This is a genomic window from Micromonospora sp. CNZ322 (assembly GCF_007827755.1).
Window position 1 is genome coordinate 237,860 of sequence record NZ_VITD01000002.1, and the last position, 17,525, is coordinate 255,384.

Genomic DNA, 17,525 nt, shown 5'->3' on the forward strand with positions numbered 1-17,525 from the left:
CTCGGCTGGTGGGGTTCCGGTACCCCCACGTCGAATCCGGAAACAGGTGAAACCGCCTCAGACCATCGCCAGGGTGCGGGGGATCTCGTCGAGCAACTCCCGAGCCAGAAAGCCGATCCGGCCGTAGCGGGGGATCAGCCGCTGGCCGCTCACCGAGTGCGCGAACGAGCCCCAGCAGGCCGCCTGGGCAGGGTCGGCACCCCGGGACAGCAGCCCCGCCAACAACCCGGCGAGCACGTCCCCGCTGCCGGAGGTGCCCAGCCCGGCGTCGCCGCTCTCCTCCCGCCAACCCCGACCGTCCGGGGCGGCCACGTGCCCGTACAGCGACACGACCGCCTCGTACCGCGCGGCCAACTCGGCCGCCTCGGCGTCCAGGTCGTCGCCCGGGTCCCGACCGAGCAGGTGCCCGGCCTCGGTGACGTTGGGGGTGAGCACCACGGGCCGACCCGAGCCGACCAGCAGGTCCGGTGCGTGGCTGAGCGCACCGAGGGCGTACGCGTCGAGCACCAGCGACGTGTCCGGACGGGCGGCCTCCAGAACCAGGCTCAGCAGGCGGTTGGTCTCGTCGATCGCCTTCAGGCCGGGGCCGACCGCCACCACGTCGGCCTGCGCGACCAGGTCACCGAGCTGGCCGTCCCGGTCGGCGGCCACCGCGCCGTCGGCGGTCTCCGGCAGACCGATCACCAGCGCCTCGGGCACCTGGATGCTCAGCGCGGCCGCTGTGGACTCGGCGGCGGCGAGCTGGAGCACTCCGGCACCGGCGCGCAACGCGGCCACCCCGGCGAGCAGCACCGCGCCCGGCGTGAAGCGGGAACCGCCGGCCACCAGCACGGTGCCCCGGCTCTCCTTTCCACCGACCGGCACCGGCAGCGCCCAGTCCCGCAGCAACGCCGGGGTGATCACCTTCACCTCAGACCGGCTCGGCATGGATCTCGTCCTCCCTGGTCGGCTGGGCGCCCTGCTGACGCAGGTGCGCGACATCGTTGAAGGCGGTGAGGGCCAGGCGGTCGTCGCCGTCCGCCGACCACTCGGTGATCGAACAGTTGGCGATGACGTCCTGCCGGGTGAGCGCCATCAGTTCGTCCTCGGTCAACCCCTCCACCAGATAGCGAAGCAGGAAGACCAGCGCGTCGTGGCCGAAGAGCAGCACCCGGCAACCCTCGTGGTCGCGGCGCAGGTCGCCCAGCAGCGTCCGCAGCCGCAACGCCACGTCCGTCCAGGACTCCCCACCCGGCGGCCGGTAGTAGAACTTGCCCAACCGCTCCCGGCGCTCGGCCTCGTCCGGGTACCGCCGGCGCACCCCGTGCCCGGTCAGCCCGTCGAGGATGCCCAGCTCCCGGTCGCGCAGCCGCTCGTCGCGGTGGACGGGAATGTCGGTGCCGGCCAGCGCCAGGCGCGAGGTCTGCACCGCGCGCAGGTACGGCGAGACCACCGCCACGTCCGGGCGCTTCGCGTCCGGCAGCTCGGCCAGCCAACGGCCGGTCGCCCGAGCCTGCTCCTCGCCCGTCGCGGAGAGCGGCACGTCGGCGTCGCGGTGGGTGAGGTCGATCAGCTCCGCGCCCGACGCCTCGGCGTGCGTCGCCGCGACGTTCGCGGTGCTCTCGCCGTGCCGGACGATCCAGAGGGTTGCCAGTTCCGCCATGCGGCCCCCCTACCCGGGCACCGCCGACGGTAACCGTGTCCGGTCGGCGTCGCGCCGCCCCCACCGTAGAAGGGATTGACACAACTAATCGCCAGCCACAGTTGTCGGCTTCGGGGCAGCGCCACGACAGTTTGATGCGGAACAATGTGGGCGGGGCGACTGGTGGGGATGTGTCGACGATGACTATCGTGCGAGGTCTGCGGGAAGCGCTTCTGTTGTTCGTGATCGCCGGGGTGCTGGTCGCGGTCGCGGCAGGGATCTGGGTGGCGGTCGCCGGCGGCGAGTACACCACCCGGCTGGGCATCGCGTTGATAGTGGTAGGCGGGCTCCTCGGTGTGACGGGTGACCTGACGATGAGTCGGATCGGCATGCTGGGCCCGCGCGCCATCTTCGGCGCCGCAGCGGAGCGCGAGACTGCCGGCGGCGGGCGGGTGCTAACCGGGGTCGGCATCTTCCTCTTCGTCGGGCTGCCACTGATCGTGGTCGGCGTGCTGCTGATCGATTGATCGAGCGCGGCAGTCTCGCCGTCGACAGGCAGCTCCACCGGCGCCGCGCCACACCTGTGTCCGCTCGGTGGCAGTGCGGCGCGCCTGCGCGTCGTACCCTCGGTGGCGTGGCCACGGCGGCGGAGGAGATCCAGGTGGGGGAGCGGCTGGTCCGCGTCTCCAGCCCCGACAAGCCGTACTTTCCCGAGCGTGGGCTGACCAAGCTGGACGTGGTCCGCTACTTCCTGGCGGTGGGCGATGGCATCCTGCGGGCGCTGCGGGATCGGCCGACCATGCTGGAACGCTGGCCGCGCGGTGTCTTCGAGGGCGCGACGATCGCCACCCGGCAGACCAACCGGGGCGACGCGTTCTACCAGAAGCGGCTGCCGGCCGGCGCGCCCGAGTGGGTGCGGACCGCGCACATCACCTTCCCGAGTGGCCGTACCGCCGACGAGGTCGCGCCGAGTGAGTTGGCCGTGGTCATCTGGGCGGCCAACCTGGGCACCCTGCGGTTCCACCCGTGGCCGGTCACCGCCGCCGACGTGGAACGCCCCGACCAGCTGCGCATCGACCTGGACCCGATGCCCGGCGTCGGCTTCGAGCAGGTGGTGCCGGTGGCGCACGAGGTGCGGGCGTTCCTCGCCGAGCTGGGCATGACCGGCTATCCGAAGACCACCGGCGGTCGAGGGCTGCACGTCTACCTGTCGATCGAGCCGCGGTGGAGCTTCGGTGAATGCCGTCGGGCGGTGCTCGCGCTGGGTCGGGAGATGCAGCGCCGGCTGCCGGACCTGGTCACCACCACCTGGTGGCGCGAGCAACGGGACCGGCCGGTCTTCGTCGACTACAACCAGATGGCCCGCGACCACACGGTGACCTCGGCGTACTCGATCCGGCCGACGCCGGCCGCGCTGGTCTCCGCGCCGCTGGACTGGTCGGAGCTGGACCAGGTCCGTCCGGAGGACTTCGACGTGCTCAGCATGCCGGCCCGGTTCGCCGAGCGCGGCGACCCGCACGCCGGCCTGGACGGTGACCGGCACTCGCTGGAGCCGCTGCTGGAGCTGGCCGACCGCGACGGGCTGGAGGCCCCGCCGGAGCGCTGAGCCCGGCGGTCACGCCCAGGGGCTGCCAAGCCCGTCGAACTCCTCGAAGACCAGCCAGGTGCGGGTGGACAGCACCCCGGGAATGCTCTGCACCCGGCCCAGCACCACGTCGCGCAGCGCGGCGTTGTCCGGGGCGCGTACCAGCGCGAGCACGTCGTGGTCACCGCCGAGCAGCGCGGCGTGCTCGATGTAGCGCACCCGGGCCAGCTCGGCCGACACCTCCCGCCAGGTGTTCTGCTCGATGGTCAGGGCGATGTACGCCGAGGTGCCCAGCCCGGCCGCCTCGGGCGCCACCTGGGCCCGGAACCCGGTGATCACCCCGTCGCGCAGCAGCCGCTCCACCCGCGCGTACGCGTTGGTGCGGGAGATGTGGATCCGTTCGGCGAGGGTGCGCACCGACGTCCGACCGTCGCGGACCAGCTCGTCGAGGATCCGCCGGTCGACCTCGTCCAGGGCTCGGGCCGATCGTCCCGATCCCGCGCCCCGGCTCGCTTCGTCGGCGGTCTCCTGGCTCACTGATGGGTCCTCCGCATGCCAACCGTCCCGCCTTCTGTGTCGATCTTGAGTCAATCATCCACAAGCGGAAGCATAGGCTCACCACACGTCCCAGGAGGTTCCGCCGTGACGACCACTCCCCAGGCGGTCCGCAGGGCATCCCCGCGCACCCGTCGAACGGTCACCCCGCCCGACCCGGCGCGCTCGTTGCTGCCAGACGCCGAGCCGGTCCGCCTGCTCGCCGAGAACGGCACGCCGCTGCCCGCCCGCTCCGACTACCCCGAACCACCCGCCGAGGTGCTGCGCGAGCTGTACCGCCGGATGGTGCTCGGCCGCCGCTTCGACACCCAGGCGACCGCCCTGACCAAGCAGGGCCGGCTCGCCGTCTACCCGTCCTCGCGGGGCCAGGAGGCGTGCCAGGTCGGCGCGGTCCTCGCGGTCCGCGACACCGACTGGGTCTTCCCCACGTACCGCGAATCGATGGCGCTGGTTGCCCGAGGCATCGACCCGGTCGAGGTGCTCACCCTGCTGCGCGGCGACTGGCACTGCGGCTACGACCCGACCGAGGTTCACACCGCCCCGCAGTGCACGCCCCTCGCCACCCAGTGCGTGCACGCCGCCGGGCTGGCGCACGGCGAGGCGTACCAGGGTCGCGACACCGTGGCGTTGGCCTTCATCGGCGACGGCGCCACCAGCGAGGGCGACTTCCACGAGGGGATCAACTTCGCCGCCGTGTTCAAGGCGCCGGTGGTCTACTTCGTGCAGAACAACAAGTACGCGATCAGCGTCCCGCTGTCGCGGCAGACCGCCGCGCCGTCGCTGGCCTACAAGGGCGTCGGCTACGGCGTACCCAGCGAGCAGGTCGACGGCAACGACCCGGTCGCGGTGCTCGCCGTGCTCACCCGCGCGGTCGCCCACGCCCGGGCCGGCAAGGGGCCCTTCCTGGTCGAGGCGCACACCTACCGGATGGAGCCGCACACCAACGCCGACGACGCCACTCGCTACCGCGACGGCGCCGAGGTCGACGCCTGGCGCGACCGGGACCCGGTCGCCCGGCTGGAGACCTACCTGCGCGCCCGCGGTGTGCTCGACGACGCGGCGATTGCCGAGATCGCCGAGCAGGCCGAGGCGTACGCGGCGGACCTGCGGACCCGGATGAACGAGCAGCCCACCGTCGACCCGCTGAGCCTCTTCGACCACGTCTACGCCGAGCCCACCCCGCAACTGATCGAACAGCGTGAGCAGGTCCGCGCCGAGCTGGCCGCCGCCCACGCCGAGGAGGGTGACGCCTGATGGCCACCACCATGGCGAAGGCGCTCAACACCGCGCTCGCCGACGCGCTCGCCGCCGACGACCGGGTCGTCGTCTTCGGTGAGGACGTCGGCGCGCTCGGCGGCGTCTTCCGGATCACCGACGGCCTCCAGGCCCGCTTCGGCGAGAACCGCTGCTTCGACACCCCCCTCGCCGAAGCCGGCATCGTCGGCTTCGCCGTCGGCATGGCCATGTCCGGCCTGCGCCCGGTGGTCGAGATGCAGTTCGACGCGTTCGCGTACCCGGCGTTCGAGCAGATCGCCTCGCACGTGGCGAAGCTGCGCAACCGCACCCGGGGCGCGCTGAGCGTGCCGATCGTCATCCGCGTGCCGTACGCGGGCGGGATCGGCGGGGTCGAGCACCACTGCGACTCGTCCGAGGCGTACTACGCGCACACCCCCGGGCTGAAGGTGGTCACCCCGGCGACCGTCGACGACGCGTACTCGCTGCTGCGCGAGGCCATCGAGGACCCCGACCCGGTGGTCTTCATGGAGCCCAAGAAGCTCTACTTCGCCAGCGCCGAGGCGTCTCTGCCGACCCGCAACGAGCCGTTCGGCCGGGCCGTCGTTCGCCGGCCCGGACGCGACGCCACCCTTGTGGCGTACGGGCCGGCGGTGCCGGTCGCGTTGGAGGCCGCCGAGGCCGCCCGGGAGGAGGGGTGGGACCTGGAGGTCGTCGACGTGCGCACCATCGTGCCGTTCGACGACGAGACCATCACCGCCTCGGTCCGGCGTACCGGCCGGTGCGTGGTGATCCAGGAGGCGCCCGGCTTCGCGGGCGTCGGCGCGGAGATCGCCGCCCGGGTGCAGGAGCGCTGCTTCCACGCGCTGCACGCCCCGGTGCTGCGGGTCGCCGGACTGGACATCCCGTACCCGGCGCCGATGCTGGAGCACACCCACCTGCCCGGAGTGGACCGGGTGCTCGACGCGGTGGCCCGCCTCCAGTGGGACGACCAGCCGGACGCGCGTTGGGCGGCGGCATGACCACCGTCGAACGGACGCAGGTCTTCCTCCTGCCCGACCTGGGCGAGGGGCTGAGCGAGGCCGAGATCGTCGAGTGGCGGGTCGCCGTGGGTGACGTGGTCACCGTCGACCAGAGCGTGGTCGAGGTGGAAACCGCCAAGGCCGTCGTCGACGTGCCCTGCCCGTACGCCGGGCGGGTGGTCACCCTGCACGGCGCGGCCGGTGAGGTACGCCCGGTCGGCCAGCCGCTGATCACCATCGCGCCGCTGGACGGGGGCGACGAGCCCGCCGGGCACGCCACCTACCGCGAGGAGGAACGCGCCGGCTCCGGCAACGTGCTGATCGGGTACGGCACCGGCCACGGCACCGCCACCCGCCGGCGGCGTCGGCCCCGCCTGGCGGTGGCCCCCGAACCGGCCGACACCGGCCCGAACGGCCCGACCGGCGCGGCTGCCGGTGCCGCCTCCGGCGACCCGGCACCGCCTACCGCCGCCCTCGTCATCTCGCCGATCGTGCGGCGGCTGGCCCGCGAGCACGGCGTCGACCTCGACACGGTGCGGGGCACCGGACCGGGGGGTGTGATCCGACGTGCCGACGTGGAGGCAGCGCTGACCGCGCCCGCCGCCCGGCTCGCCGCCGTGCCGGACCCGCAGGTCGGGTCGTCCCCGGTCGGTGACGGTGACGGTGACGTCATCGTCCCGCTGACCGGCGTCCGCAAGGTGATCGCCGACAAGCTCTCCCGCAGCCGGCGGGAGATCCCGGAGGTGACCATCTGGGTCGACGTGGACGCCACCGGGCTGCTGGAGACCCGCGCCGCGATCAACGCCGCGACGCCCGACGCGCCGGTGAGCATCCTGGCCCTGCTGGCCCGGATCTGCCTCAGCGGGCTGCGCCGGTTCCCGCAGCTCAACGCCCGGGTCGACACCGAGGCGCAGCGCATCGTCCAGTCGGCCGGGGTGCACCTCGGCATCGCCGCGCAGACCGACCGGGGGCTCCTGGTGCCGGTGCTGCGCGACGCCCAGCGGCTCACCACCGCCGAGCTGGCGGCCGAACTGGCGGCGACCACCGCCGCCGCGCGGGCCGGCAGCCTGCCCCCGGCACGGCTGACCGGTGGCACCTTCACGCTGAACAACTACGGGGTGTTCGGCGTTGACGGTTCCACGCCGATCATCAACCACCCCGAGGCGGCCCTGCTCGGGGTCGGGCGGATCGTGGACAAGCCGTGGGTGGTCGACGGGCAGCTCGCCGTCCGCAAGGTGACCCAGCTCAGCCTCACCTTCGACCACCGGGTCTGCGACGGCGGGGTGGCCGGCGGCTTCCTGCGGCACGTCGCCGACTGCGTGGAGCGACCGGCGCTGCTGATCGCCGCCGTCTGACGCGTACCCCCCTCGGCCCCGGCGCCGCCCGTGCGGCGCCGGGGCCGGCGCACGTCTAAGGACTCCCGGCGGTGTCATCGAGCCGGAGCTCCCCGCGGTGTCATCGGGCCGGGGTTTCCCGGCGGCCTCACCGGGAAGTCGGCCCCGCCGGAGCGCACCGAACGCGTCGAAGGGAGCCCGCCCGTGGCCGTGGCGAACGAGCTGCTACTGAACTCGGTCCGGGTACGACGGCCCGCCTCGGCCGGCGCGCCGCTGTACTGCGACGCGCTGGAGTACGGGCTGACCGGCGACGGCGCGACCAACGACCAGCCGGCGCTGGCCGCCCTGGTGGACCGCCTCGGCGCCGGGTACGCCTCGGACGGACGGGCCCGGGTCATCTACTGCCCGCCGGGCATCTACTCGATCCGGGACGCGGGCACGGTGTGGCGCAGCGGTGTGTCGCTGATCGGGGCCGGCCCGGCGGCGACCCGGTTCATGCTCAGCAACGAGGGCAACCGGGCCGACCCCACCCCGTTGGCGTTCTGGACCACAGTGCAGCACGGTGCCGACCGGGACCGGCACATCGCCGACTGCACCTTCTCCGACTTCCAGATCGACGGCTCCGGCGTCGCCATGGCCGAGTACAACTACCTGGCCAAGGGCCTCGGCCTCCAGTACGTGGTGCGGGGAGTCTTCCGCAACCTCTACATCCACCACACCGCCGCCACCGGGCTGGGCTGCGACTTCCTCCAGGACTCCCTGATCGACGGCGTGGTGGTGGTCGGCTGTGGCCGACTGGACAACGGTGAGCAGATGGGCGGTGCCGGCATCGGGATCGGCATCGGCGGCTGGGGAGCGGTGGAGCGGCTGACCATCGCCAACTGCACCGCCCTGGCCAACGGAACCAACGGGATCTTCCTGGAGCTGCAGAAGGACTACTGGGAACCGCCCCGTGGTTACCGCATCGTCGGCTGCCACAGTCAGGGCAACCGGTTCGGCATCTCCGACTGGGGCGCCGACGGTCTGATCGTCTCGGCCTGCACGATGACCGGCAACCTGGAGGCCGGCTTCGACGTGTCGTCGCAGGGCACCTCGTCAGTGGCCGGCCGGGGTGGGCTGCTCACCGACTGCGTCATCGACGGCAACCTGCGCGACGGGGTCAGCATCGGCAACAGCCCCGGCCCGTACACCGTCCGGGGCAACCGGATCAGCGGCAACGGCCGGCACGGCTACCACTCGCACGACCTCGGGCGCGGCTACCGGGGCTCGATCCGGGACGTGGTGATCGAGAGCAACGAGTTCTGGGGCAACGGCCTCGACGCGATCCGCATCGACCACCAGATGACCGACGCGGTGCTGCTCAACAACCGGATCCGCAACAACGGACGACAGTACGGCGAGGGCACCGGCGGTACCGGCGACGCCGTCCACTACAGCGAGCGGTGCCTGGTGGACCGGTCGGCCAACTGGCCGCACGACGGGCACCGGGGAAAGGTCCTACGGGTCGGGAAGGCCGTGGCCACGGTGGCCTCCAACACCGGCGACGAACTCACCCTCGCCCCGGTCCGCCCGGACGCGTTCAGCGCGTGGAGCGGGGACGTGCCACCGCCGGGATGCGGGTACGAACTGGCCGCCGCGCCGAAGCTGCGGGCCGGCATCACCATCGACGCGCCGTTCGACTCGGCCACCATCCGGGGAAATCGGGTCTGGGACAACCACGACAACCCGACCCAGACGCACGGGCTGTGGATCACCGAGCGGGGCAGTTGCGTGGACTGCCGGGTCGAGGACAACGACCTGGCCGGCAACGCCGACGAGGGGATGCGACTGGACACCCCGCCGGTGGGCGGACGATGGCGGGACAACCACGTGGACAGCGACTGGAGCTGACCCGCCGCCGGCCGCCGTCTGGACGCCCGGGCGATGGTGCCAGCGAGATCTCGGAGCTCAACGAGGTGTGGCGGCGGCCGGAGTGATCCGGCCGCCGCCATTGTCGTGGTTGAACTGATCAGCCGGCCAGACCGGCCACCGGGGTCGGGTCCAGCACCACCGTCGCCGAAGCGGACTGCGGGGGTACGCCCGGGTCCGTCGGGGCGTCGGTGTACTCCGCGACGAACACCGCGGTCAGGTTGTCCGCGCCGCTGTGCCCACCGTCCAGGAAGGTGGGAATGGTCCCGGAGCAACCCGTCGAGGTGGAGAGCGGGTGCCCGTGCTCATCGTGCCCGAGCACGTAGGTGACCTTCACCCGGGAGCAGTCCACCGGCAGATCGTCGGTGACCTTCACCTCGTACGCGACCGTCTGCCCGAACTGGAACGGCTGCCCGGCCTCCGGTGCGACGAACTCGACGATCGGCGCGGTCGGCCCGACCACCAGCGGCAGGGACGCCGACGCGGACCGTCCGGTGCGGTCGGTGACCTTCAGCGTCGGCATGTACGAGCCGTTCTCCGGGAACGTCCAGCTCGCGTTCGGAGCGGTGCTGTCCACCGAGCCGTCCGCGTTGAAGTCCCACGCGTAGCTGAGCTTGTCACCGTCCGGGTCGGTCGTGCCGGCGCTGGAGAACGCGACGGTCAGTGGGGCCTGCCCGACGGTCGGGGTGCCACTGATCTTCGGAATCGGCGTCCGGTTGCCCCGGACAAAGTCGATCCGGGACAGTTGCGCGTCCGGGTTCTCGGCGAAGTAGCCGTCGCCGTACTCCAGCACGTAGAGCGCGCCGTCCGGGCCGAACTCCATGTCCATCGGGTTGTCCACCACCAGCGACGGCGCCACCGGACGGATGTCCGTCACGTCGCCGTCCTCGTCGAGGCGGAACTCCTTGATGTAGTCGCGGGACCACTCGTAGAACAGCGGCACCCCGTCGTAGTAGGCCGGCCAGCGGGTGCGCGACGTGCTGGTTCCGTCGTAGTCGTACGCCGGGCCACCCATCGGAGAGATGCCGCCGGTGCCCAGCTGCGGGAACTCGGCCGAGGGGGCGGCCGCGTACCAGACCTCCGGCTGCTCGACCGGCGGCAGCACGCGCTTGCCGGTATTGTGCGGTGAGTCGTTGACCGGGCGCTTGCAGTTGAACTTGGCGCCGGACTCGCCGGTGGCGAAGTCGTAGTCGCGGTAGGCGATCGTGGGCGTCACGCAGTACGGCCAGCCGTAGTTCGCTGGCTTGTCGACGAGCATCCACCGGCCGTGACCAGCCGGGCCGCGCTCCGGGTCCGGGCTGGAGGCGTCCGGCGAGTAGTCGCCGACGTACACGTTGTCGGTACGCCTGTCGACGGCGAACCGGAACGCGTTGCGCAGACCCATCGCGTAGATCTCCGGGCGGGTCTGCGCCGTGCCCTGCTTGAACAGGTTGCCGGCCGGCACCGTGTAACCACCACCGGCCTTCACCTTGATGCGCAGCAGCTTGCCGCGCAGGTCGTTGGTGTTGGCCGAGGTGCGCTGGGCGTCGTACGCCGGGTGGCGGTCGGCCCGCTCGTCGATGGGGATGTAGCCGTCGGAGGCGAACGGGTTGGTGTCGTCACCGGTCGACAGGTACAGGTTGCCCTTGCTGTCGAAGTCGATCTGGCCGCCGACGTGGCAGCAGATGCCCCGGTCGGTGGGCACGTCGATGATCTGCTGCTCGCTGGCGAGGTTGAGCTTCATCCCGTCCAGCTTGAAGCGGGACAGCCGCAGCGCGCCCTTGAACCGCTGCCAGTCCGCCTCGGTGCCGGTCTCCGGCGCGTCCCCCTCGTTGACACCGGGGGTCGCCGGGTCGTCCACCGGAGTGTCCATCGGCGGCGAGTAGTAGAGGTACACCCACTTGTTCTGGGCGAAGTTCGGGTCGATGGCGACCCCCTGCAACCCCTCCTCGTCGTGCTCGTACACCGGGATGTCGGCGGCGAGGGTGTTCAGCCCGGTGCGCGGGTCGTGGATGCGGACCTCACCGGTGCGGGAGGTGTGCAGCACCCGCAGGTCGGGCAGGACGGCGAGGCTCATCGGCTCGCCCGGGAAGTCGTTCAGTGTCACTTTCTGGAAGCTGCTGTCCGGCGGCGCGGCCGGCGCTGCGGACACTGCCGACGGTGGTACGGCCAGACCGGCCGTCACCAGCAGCAGGGCGGACGCGAATGCGGTCCTGTTCATCAGGTGAGTCCCCCGGGGTGGTTTCAGTACCGAAGTGAAGCGAGATAGTCGAAGCCGACGCGAGCGGTGTCCAGGGCGTCGGCGGGGGAGCGCGGCGCAGTGCCCGCGTCGTCACGCTCCACGATGTACTCCTCGATGCCGGCCTCCCGCTCGTGGGCGAAGATGCGGCCGAAGTCGATGACGCCGTCGCCGAGGTCGGCGAACCCACCCTCGACGTCGAGGTCCTTGACGTGCACCTGGCGGATCCGACCGCGGTTGGCCCGGATCACGTCGACCGGGTCGTGGGCGCCCCGCCAGGTCCAGTAGAGGTCGAGCTCGAAGTGGACCAGCCGGGAATCGGTCTGCGAGCTGAGGATGTCGAACCCGGTCGAACCGCCGGTCAGCGGAACGAACTCGAGCTGGTGGTTGTGGTAGCCGAAGTCGAGCCCCGCGCGTTCGGCGAGCCTGCCAGCGCGGTTCAGGTCCCGAGCCAGGGCCCGGTAGACCGCGGGGTCCCGGATCGGCTGGCCGCTCGCGTCCCGACCGAAGTACGGGTGGACGATCTTCTTGCAGCCCACCACGTTGGCGTCGGCGAGAGCCTGCTCCCAGGTGGCGGCGTCGAACGGCTGCGGGATGCCGACGTGCCCGGAGGTGGAACGCAGCCCGGCCTCGTCGAGCGCGGCCCGGAACTGCGCGGCGGTGCGTCCGACGAAACCGGCGTGCTCCACTCGCCGGTAGCCGATCCGACGCAGCGCGTCCAAGGTGCCGGGCAGGTCGGCGGCGAGCTGATCGCGCAGCGTGTAGAGCTGAATGCTGATCCGGTCCACCGGCACCCGGCGGCGGCCCTGGGCCTGCCCGGTGGATGCGGCGGGCGCGGCGACGGCGGTGCCGCCGAGCAGACCGGCGGCGCCGACAGCGGCCGCGGAGACGGTCGCGGCGCGCAGCACTCCACGCCGGCTGACCGGCTCGGACGCCGGCGTCGGCTCCGGTCGGTTGAGTTGTTGATCCATGGTGGTGGTCCCTTCCTGACGGCTGGTACGCCGTCGGCGGCGGTCGACCTGACTGCCGTCCGCCGGGCGCGCCGAACCGGCCGGAGGCGGGCTCCGGCTGGACGGTGAGGGACGGCGCGGGTGCGGCCCGGACCCATCGGGAGCGGAACGCGGCGACCCGGCAGAGGTGGCGGCAAGTTGATCGACGAATGGGCAACCCTCTATCTAGATCGAGACCTTACCCTTGCCCCCGGACGAAGGCAAAGCTTTGTCGCGTTCGCCGGAAGTTTCGCTTCAACTGACAAAAGTCCGCCCACGAGGTGCGCCACCCGGCCTGACCTTCTACTTCCCGTCCTCATCACGCCGCCCGATCCGCCCGGCCCGACTCGGGGTGATCCACTCGGTTCATGGAAGTCGCGGTTTTAGGGCGACCCGGATGCCGCGACTTCCTTGAAGTCGAGTCGATCATGGAGCGGGTCCTCCCACGCGGCCGACGCCCTGTGTCGGTGCGCGCCGAGCCCACCCCAGATGCCACCACCCGCCATTCGGACAGTCGACGTTGCGTCGCTCAAGCGGAGCAAAACACATGACAAGGGTCCGTTGAACCCCTGTTCCGGCCAAGCGGAGCATTGTCGGAAAGTGCGTCGATAAATGCGCCGCCGATTATTTCCGAATGCCGCGAATGGTCCCCTCAAGCGGGCAAGAATATGGCGGAGGGAAGTCGAAAACGGGGGGACTGAAACATGACGTCTAGGCGGCGATTGACGCTGTTGGCGGTAACCATCGCAGCCGCACCACTCGTCCTGGGTGCGTGCACCGCCGACCGGGGTTCGGCGACCGGCTCGGCCAAGAAGCACGCCGCCCCACCGGAACTCGCTGTGACGCCGGGTGACAAGGCCCGGGACGTCCCGGTCAGCGCCGAGGTGGGCACCGTGGTAAAGGGCGGGCGGGTCACCGGCGTACGCCTCACCGACGACAAGGGCAAGCAGGTCAACGCCGAGCCGCGCGAGGACGGCTCCGGCTGGGTGCCGAGCGCCCCGCTGCAACCACGACGGACCTACACCGCCGAGGTGACCGCGACCGGTGACTCCGGTGCCACCACCACCCGCACCACCACCTTCACGACGATGGCCAAATCGACCAAGCCGCAGATCACCAGCACACTCTATTTCAACGGCAATCGGACGTACGGCACGGCGATGCCGGTAACGGTGGCTTTCGACCCAGGAATTCCGAAAGAGGCCAGGGCGGATGTCCAGCGGCGGTTGTTCGTAAAGACCAATCCACCGCAACCGGGCACCTGGTCGTGGCTTGAGGATGGAAGTCAGGTCTATTACCGGGCTCCCGATTTCTGGAAGCCGGGGACCACCATCAGTGTCCGGGCCGGTCTCGAGGGTCTGCCGATCGGAAAGAAACTGGTCGGCGACGCCGAGCGGACCGCGACCTCCAAGATCGGACGGCAGGTCTCGCTGGAGATCGACAACGCCACGAAGCAGATGACCGTGCTGCGCGACGGCAAGCAGGTCCGCCGGATCCCGGTCAGCCTGGGCAAGCCGAGCACGCCGAGTTCGAGCGGCAAGATGGTGATCATGGAGAAGCACGAGCGGGTCACCTTCGACACCCGGGGTGAGCCGGACGGCGGCTACGTGGTCGACGTCGACGACGCCCAGCGCTACACCTGGGGCGGCGAGTTCATCCACTCCGCCCCCTGGTCGGAGGGGGACCAGGGCAACACCAACGTCTCGCACGGTTGCGCGAACGTCTCCGCCACCGCCGCCAACTGGTTGATGGGGGTGACGCAGGTTGGCGACCTGGTCACCGTCAAGGGCACCGAGGTGGAGCTACAGCCGGGCAACGGCTGGACCGCGTGGAACGTGAGCTGGGACGAGTTCGCCCGGGGCAGCGCCCTGCCGGTGCCGCCCGGGCTCAAGCCCGCGCCGGTAGCCCCGGCGCACCCGGGCGCGGTGGCCGGCGGATCGCCCGCGCCGGCGCCCTCGGTCAGCGGCCGCTGAGACACCACTGACGGCAGGACAGGGTCGGCCCGCCACCACGGCGGACCGGCCCTGTCGCCGCCCGCGGCCATCACGCCATCACCCCAGGGGTACGCGGGCCACCCCGGACCCGGTCAGGCTGCCCAGCCAGAGGTGGTCGCCGTGCTGGCGTACCCCGGTGATCATCGAGTAGTGCCCGTTCGGACCGTGCAGTGTCCGGCGGACCGTTCCCGCGTCGTCGACCAGCGCGACCAGCCCGTAGCGGCGTGGCTGCGGCTGCATCGCGTCGGGCAGCAGGGCGGCGATCTGGCGCAGCCGCGGATGGGGCAGCAGCCGTTCGGCGATCGGCACCCGGGGGCTGGGCAGCGCGATCCAGTAGGTCCCGTCGCCCACCGAGGCGAGATTGTCCGGGTACGCGGGCAGGTCGGCGAGGACCCGCACGCCGCCGCTGAGCTCGACCCGCAGCAGCCGGTGGGTGCTGGTCTCCACCAGCATCAGCGCCGACTCGTCCGGGGTCAGCGCGATCCCGTTGGGGAAGTACAGCCCGTCGGTCACCACCTCGGTGCGGCCGCTGCCCGGATGGTGGGCCAGCACTCGACCGTTGGGACGGTGCTCCAGCAGGTCCCGCTTCCAGTGTGAGACCGGAAACCGGTCGGAGCTGTCGGTGAAGTAGATGGTGCCGTCCCGGCCCACCGTCGCGTTGTTGGCCAGGTGCACCGGGGGTGCCGTTCCGGTCAGTTCGCGTACCGCGCCGTCCGGGGTGACCCGCAGCAACCCGCGGTACGCGTCGCAGACCACCAGGGCCTCGCCGGACGGGTCCAGCTCGATGCCGAGCGGACGGCCCCCGGTCTCGGCCAGCAGTCGGGGTGGGGTGCCGGCCAGCGCGTCGACCGGCCACCACCAGAGCCGACCGTCCTCGTCGCCACTGATCACCCGCCCGGAGCGGTCGACCAGCACGTCCTCGGGGCCGACGGCGCCCGCGGGGAGGGGTAGCAACTCGGCCTCGTCGAGCCGGCGGTCGGTGGGGGCCCATGCCCCGGCCAGCGCCGGAGGGCTTGTCGCCGGCTCGCGGACGGGGCGGATCAGCCGGGGCGGCCGGGGCCGAGGGATCAGCATCGACCTATTCTCCACCCGAATGCCGGCCGACCCCCGGGTTCCGAGCGCGCGCGGCGCGCCGCGCGGGCCCCTGACTCCACCCCGAGAGGGAGGTGGAGCGCCTCGGGGTATGCCCCTGGGCGTACCCGGAATCACTCCGCGGAGGGGCGAAAGTGTCGGTGGTGGCGGCTAGATTTCTGGGCATGGAAGAGCACAGCGACCGGCTGGACGTGCAGGTCAGCGTGGGTGACCAGATGGTCCTCGTGCGGGTGGCCGGCGAGGTCGACATCGCCACGGTGGCCGCGTTCCGGTCCGCGCTGTGGTCCGCGCCGGCCCGCCCGGTGCTTCAACTCGAGATGTCCGGGTTGCGGCTGCTCTCCGCCGCTGGCGTTCGCACGCTGCTCGCGGCGCATCTGCGCGTGCGGGCCTGCGGTGGCGAGTTGGTCCTGGTCGACCCGAGCCCGGTGGTGGTGCGGGTGCTGCGCGTCAGCGGGCTGCACCGCGTGATGCCGATTCTGGAGCTGACCTCGCCGATCGAGGCCGCGCGTCGCCCGGTGGTCGCGACCACCGACCTGCAACTGGCCGCCTGACCCCTGTCGACGAGGCGGACTCCCACCCTCACACCCGGACGCGGGGCCGCCGGCGTGGGCCGGCGACCCCCACAATCGGTCAGCTCACGCCGAGCAGGTCCACGACGAAGACCAGCGTCTCGCCCGGCTTGATGACGCCGCCGGCGCCCCGGTCGCCGTACCCCAGGTGCGGCGGGATGATCAGGCGACGGCGACCGCCGACGCGCATGCCGACGACGCCCTGGTCCCAGCCGGCGATGACCTGGCCGCCGCCGAGCGGAAAGTCGAACGCCTCGCCCCGGTTCCACGACGAGTCGAACTCGCCGCCCGTGGAGTGCGACACGCCGACGTAGTGCACGCTGACCAACTGGCCCGGCTCGGCCTGCGGGCCGTCGCCCACGGTGATGTCCTCGATCACGAGGTCGGCCGGCGGTGCACCCTCGATCGGACCAACCTCGGGCTTGCCCGACTGGGCGCCTGCTGCCTGGGTCATGCGGGGATCTCCTGCCGTGTTGGGTGATGTGTCCGGTCACCGTCGATCCTGCCGGATCACCCCTCACCGATGTGCGGCGGACCCGCAACCTGCTCCGCGGCCCCATCCGCCGATCGTGCGCCGACGGTCCCGGTGGCGCTGTGAGCCCGGGCGGTGGGACGACGACGCGGCGGGCGTCACCGTTGCTGGTGACGCCCGCCGCGGGGGTGTGCGGTGTTCACCGCAGCCAGGGCATCCGCCGGACGATCGGCAGCCTCGCCCACACCCGGCCGAGACCCCAGGTGTCGCCGGCGTTGACCAGCGCCAGGACCGCCAGCACCGCCGCGTAGATCAGGTGGTCGTCCATGAAGGGGTTGTTCTCCGGAGGCAGGACGGCGGTCCACATCATGACCAGCAGCAGCCCACCGGCAACGGCGGCGACCCGCATGCCGATGCCGAGCAGCAGCGCGACACCGATCCCGGCCAGGCCGATCATGAAGAGCCAGTCCGCCCAGGCGGCACCGGCGATCCCGGCGTAAAGATCCTTGAACGGGCCGGTCACGCCGAAGGTCAGGAATCCCTTGGTGGGGCTGCCCCCGTTGATCCAGGCGTTCTTCGACTCGGTGGCCATCCCGAAGCCGAACATCTTGTCGATGAAGGCCCAGAGGAAGATCCAGCCAAGTGCCAGCCGGGTGCCGGCCAGGATGTACCGGACGGCCCGCTCGTGAGCGGTGCCGGCCTTGGCAGCGGTGTTCTCGGCGGTGACCCGCTCGATCGTCGCGATCATGGTCTCCACGTCCCTTCTCAGCTTCGCACCGCGCTTCCCGGTGGCATCTCCATTGGACGCCCACGGCGTTCTCGACGGCAGGGCCGACAGACCGCACCTGCTCGGGACGTTCGACCCCCTCCGGTCCGGTCCGGCGGCCCTGACGACCGTCGGCGCTCGGTCGTAGCGTCCGAGATGGACCAGGA

The 17,525-nt window shown here is 71.7% G+C and carries 16 protein-coding genes; 8 read left to right on the forward strand and 8 right to left on the reverse strand.

Annotated features, from left to right (window positions below; genetic code table 11):
• Nucleotides 1-57 precede the first annotated feature (57 nt).
• Nucleotides 58-927 (reverse strand): NAD(P)H-hydrate dehydratase, encoded by an 870-nt coding sequence (locus FB453_RS06135; RefSeq protein ID WP_145788220.1) that lies wholly within the window; start codon nt 925-927, stop codon nt 58-60.
• Nucleotides 911-1,642 carry a histidine phosphatase family protein gene (locus FB453_RS06140; protein WP_145788222.1) on the reverse strand — a complete coding sequence of 244 codons (732 nt, stop codon included), beginning with the start codon at nt 1,640-1,642 and terminating at the stop codon, nt 911-913. The genes FB453_RS06135 and FB453_RS06140 overlap by 17 nt, the downstream gene beginning before the upstream one ends.
• Before the next feature lie 179 nt (nt 1,643-1,821).
• Between FB453_RS06140 and FB453_RS06145 the strand changes: the two genes are divergently transcribed.
• Both FB453_RS06145 and FB453_RS06150 read left to right on the forward strand, forming a co-directional pair.
• The gene (locus tag FB453_RS06145) at nt 1,822-2,148 is read left to right on the forward strand and encodes a hypothetical protein (RefSeq protein ID WP_112724796.1); all 327 of its coding nucleotides are present in this window, start codon (nt 1,822-1,824) and stop codon (nt 2,146-2,148) included.
• Nucleotides 2,149-2,255: 107 nt separating this feature from the next.
• Entirely contained in the window at nt 2,256-3,227 is a 972-nt protein-coding gene (locus FB453_RS06150) for a DNA polymerase domain-containing protein (protein ID WP_112587884.1), read from the forward strand.
• Nucleotides 3,228-3,236: 9 nt separating this feature from the next.
• On the opposite strand, the gene FB453_RS06155 is transcribed toward FB453_RS06150, so the two are convergent.
• Nucleotides 3,237-3,743, reverse strand: a complete 507-nt coding sequence (locus tag FB453_RS06155) for an Lrp/AsnC family transcriptional regulator (protein ID WP_124854498.1) — start codon at nt 3,741-3,743, stop codon at nt 3,237-3,239.
• Between the two features lie 105 nt (nt 3,744-3,848).
• On the opposite strand from FB453_RS06155, the gene pdhA reads away from it, so the two are divergent.
• The 4 genes from pdhA to FB453_RS06175 all read left to right on the forward strand — a co-directional run bounded on the left by pdhA (nt 3,849) and on the right by FB453_RS06175 (nt 9,240).
• A complete protein-coding gene (gene pdhA / locus FB453_RS06160; protein ID WP_486480175.1) occupies nt 3,849-5,015 on the forward strand; it encodes a thiamine pyrophosphate-dependent dehydrogenase E1 component subunit alpha in 1,167 nt (388 codons plus the stop codon).
• A complete protein-coding gene (locus tag FB453_RS06165) occupies nt 5,012-6,016 on the forward strand; it encodes an alpha-ketoacid dehydrogenase subunit beta (protein ID WP_181539337.1) in 1,005 nt (334 codons plus the stop codon). Before pdhA ends, FB453_RS06165 begins: the two co-directional genes overlap by 4 nt.
• Nucleotides 6,001-7,371 carry a dihydrolipoamide acetyltransferase family protein gene (locus FB453_RS06170; RefSeq protein WP_145788932.1) on the forward strand — a complete coding sequence of 457 codons (1,371 nt, stop codon included), beginning with the start codon at nt 6,001-6,003 and terminating at the stop codon, nt 7,369-7,371. Before FB453_RS06165 ends, FB453_RS06170 begins: the two co-directional genes overlap by 16 nt.
• Before the next feature lie 189 nt (nt 7,372-7,560).
• Nucleotides 7,561-9,240 carry a right-handed parallel beta-helix repeat-containing protein gene (locus FB453_RS06175; RefSeq protein WP_112699267.1) on the forward strand — a complete coding sequence of 560 codons (1,680 nt, stop codon included), beginning with the start codon at nt 7,561-7,563 and terminating at the stop codon, nt 9,238-9,240.
• A gap of 118 nt (nt 9,241-9,358) precedes the next feature.
• Here the strand turns inward: FB453_RS06175 and FB453_RS06180 are convergent, their stop codons facing one another.
• Nucleotides 9,359-11,458 carry a PQQ-dependent sugar dehydrogenase gene (locus FB453_RS06180; protein WP_145788225.1) on the reverse strand — a complete coding sequence of 700 codons (2,100 nt, stop codon included), beginning with the start codon at nt 11,456-11,458 and terminating at the stop codon, nt 9,359-9,361.
• Nucleotides 11,459-11,481: 23 nt separating this feature from the next.
• Complete coding sequence (locus tag FB453_RS06185) at nt 11,482-12,447, reverse strand: sugar phosphate isomerase/epimerase family protein (RefSeq protein WP_112587189.1); 966 nt, start codon at nt 12,445-12,447, stop codon at nt 11,482-11,484.
• Nucleotides 12,448-13,169: 722 nt separating this feature from the next.
• Here FB453_RS06185 and FB453_RS06190 point away from each other — a divergent pair.
• Nucleotides 13,170-14,438 (forward strand): L,D-transpeptidase, encoded by a 1,269-nt coding sequence (locus FB453_RS06190; protein ID WP_091397725.1) that lies wholly within the window; start codon nt 13,170-13,172, stop codon nt 14,436-14,438.
• Nucleotides 14,439-14,516: 78 nt separating this feature from the next.
• On the opposite strand, the gene FB453_RS06195 is transcribed toward FB453_RS06190, so the two are convergent.
• Nucleotides 14,517-15,533, reverse strand: coding sequence for an SMP-30/gluconolactonase/LRE family protein (locus tag FB453_RS06195; protein ID WP_145788227.1), 1,017 nt, complete (start codon nt 15,531-15,533; stop codon nt 14,517-14,519).
• Nucleotides 15,534-15,715: 182 nt separating this feature from the next.
• Here FB453_RS06195 and FB453_RS06200 point away from each other — a divergent pair, with 182 nt between their 5' ends.
• On the forward strand, nt 15,716-16,102 hold the full coding sequence (locus FB453_RS06200) for an STAS domain-containing protein (RefSeq protein ID WP_145788229.1): 387 nt from the start codon (nt 15,716-15,718) through the stop codon (nt 16,100-16,102).
• A 79-nt stretch (nt 16,103-16,181) separates the two neighbouring features.
• Here FB453_RS06200 and FB453_RS06205 read toward each other — a convergent pair whose 3' ends face one another.
• Complete coding sequence (locus FB453_RS06205; RefSeq protein ID WP_091397734.1) at nt 16,182-16,574, reverse strand: FKBP-type peptidyl-prolyl cis-trans isomerase; 393 nt, start codon at nt 16,572-16,574, stop codon at nt 16,182-16,184.
• A gap of 217 nt (nt 16,575-16,791) precedes the next feature.
• A complete protein-coding gene (locus FB453_RS06210; RefSeq protein WP_145788231.1) occupies nt 16,792-17,349 on the reverse strand; it encodes a DoxX family membrane protein in 558 nt (185 codons plus the stop codon).
• Nucleotides 17,350-17,525 lie beyond the last annotated feature (176 nt).

Excerpts from the sequence above, each read along its gene's own strand:
- FB453_RS06135 (WP_145788220.1), bottom strand. The coding sequence starts at position 927 with ATGCCGAGCCGGTCTGAGGTGAAGGTGATCACCCCGGCGTTGCTGCGG.
- FB453_RS06140 (WP_145788222.1), bottom strand. The coding sequence starts at position 1,642 with ATGGCGGAACTGGCAACCCTCTGGATCGTCCGGCACGGCGAGAGCACC.
- FB453_RS06145 (WP_112724796.1), top strand. The coding sequence starts at position 1,822 with ATGACTATCGTGCGAGGTCTGCGGGAAGCGCTTCTGTTGTTCGTGATC.
- FB453_RS06180 (WP_145788225.1), bottom strand. The coding sequence starts at position 11,458 with ATGAACAGGACCGCATTCGCGTCCGCCCTGCTGCTGGTGACGGCCGGT.
- FB453_RS06185 (WP_112587189.1), bottom strand. The coding sequence starts at position 12,447 with ATGGATCAACAACTCAACCGACCGGAGCCGACGCCGGCGTCCGAGCCG.
- FB453_RS06190 (WP_091397725.1), top strand. The coding sequence starts at position 13,170 with ATGACGTCTAGGCGGCGATTGACGCTGTTGGCGGTAACCATCGCAGCC.
- FB453_RS06195 (WP_145788227.1), bottom strand. The coding sequence starts at position 15,533 with ATGCTGATCCCTCGGCCCCGGCCGCCCCGGCTGATCCGCCCCGTCCGC.
- FB453_RS06200 (WP_145788229.1), top strand. The coding sequence starts at position 15,716 with ATGGAAGAGCACAGCGACCGGCTGGACGTGCAGGTCAGCGTGGGTGAC.
- FB453_RS06205 (WP_091397734.1), bottom strand. The coding sequence starts at position 16,574 with ATGACCCAGGCAGCAGGCGCCCAGTCGGGCAAGCCCGAGGTTGGTCCG.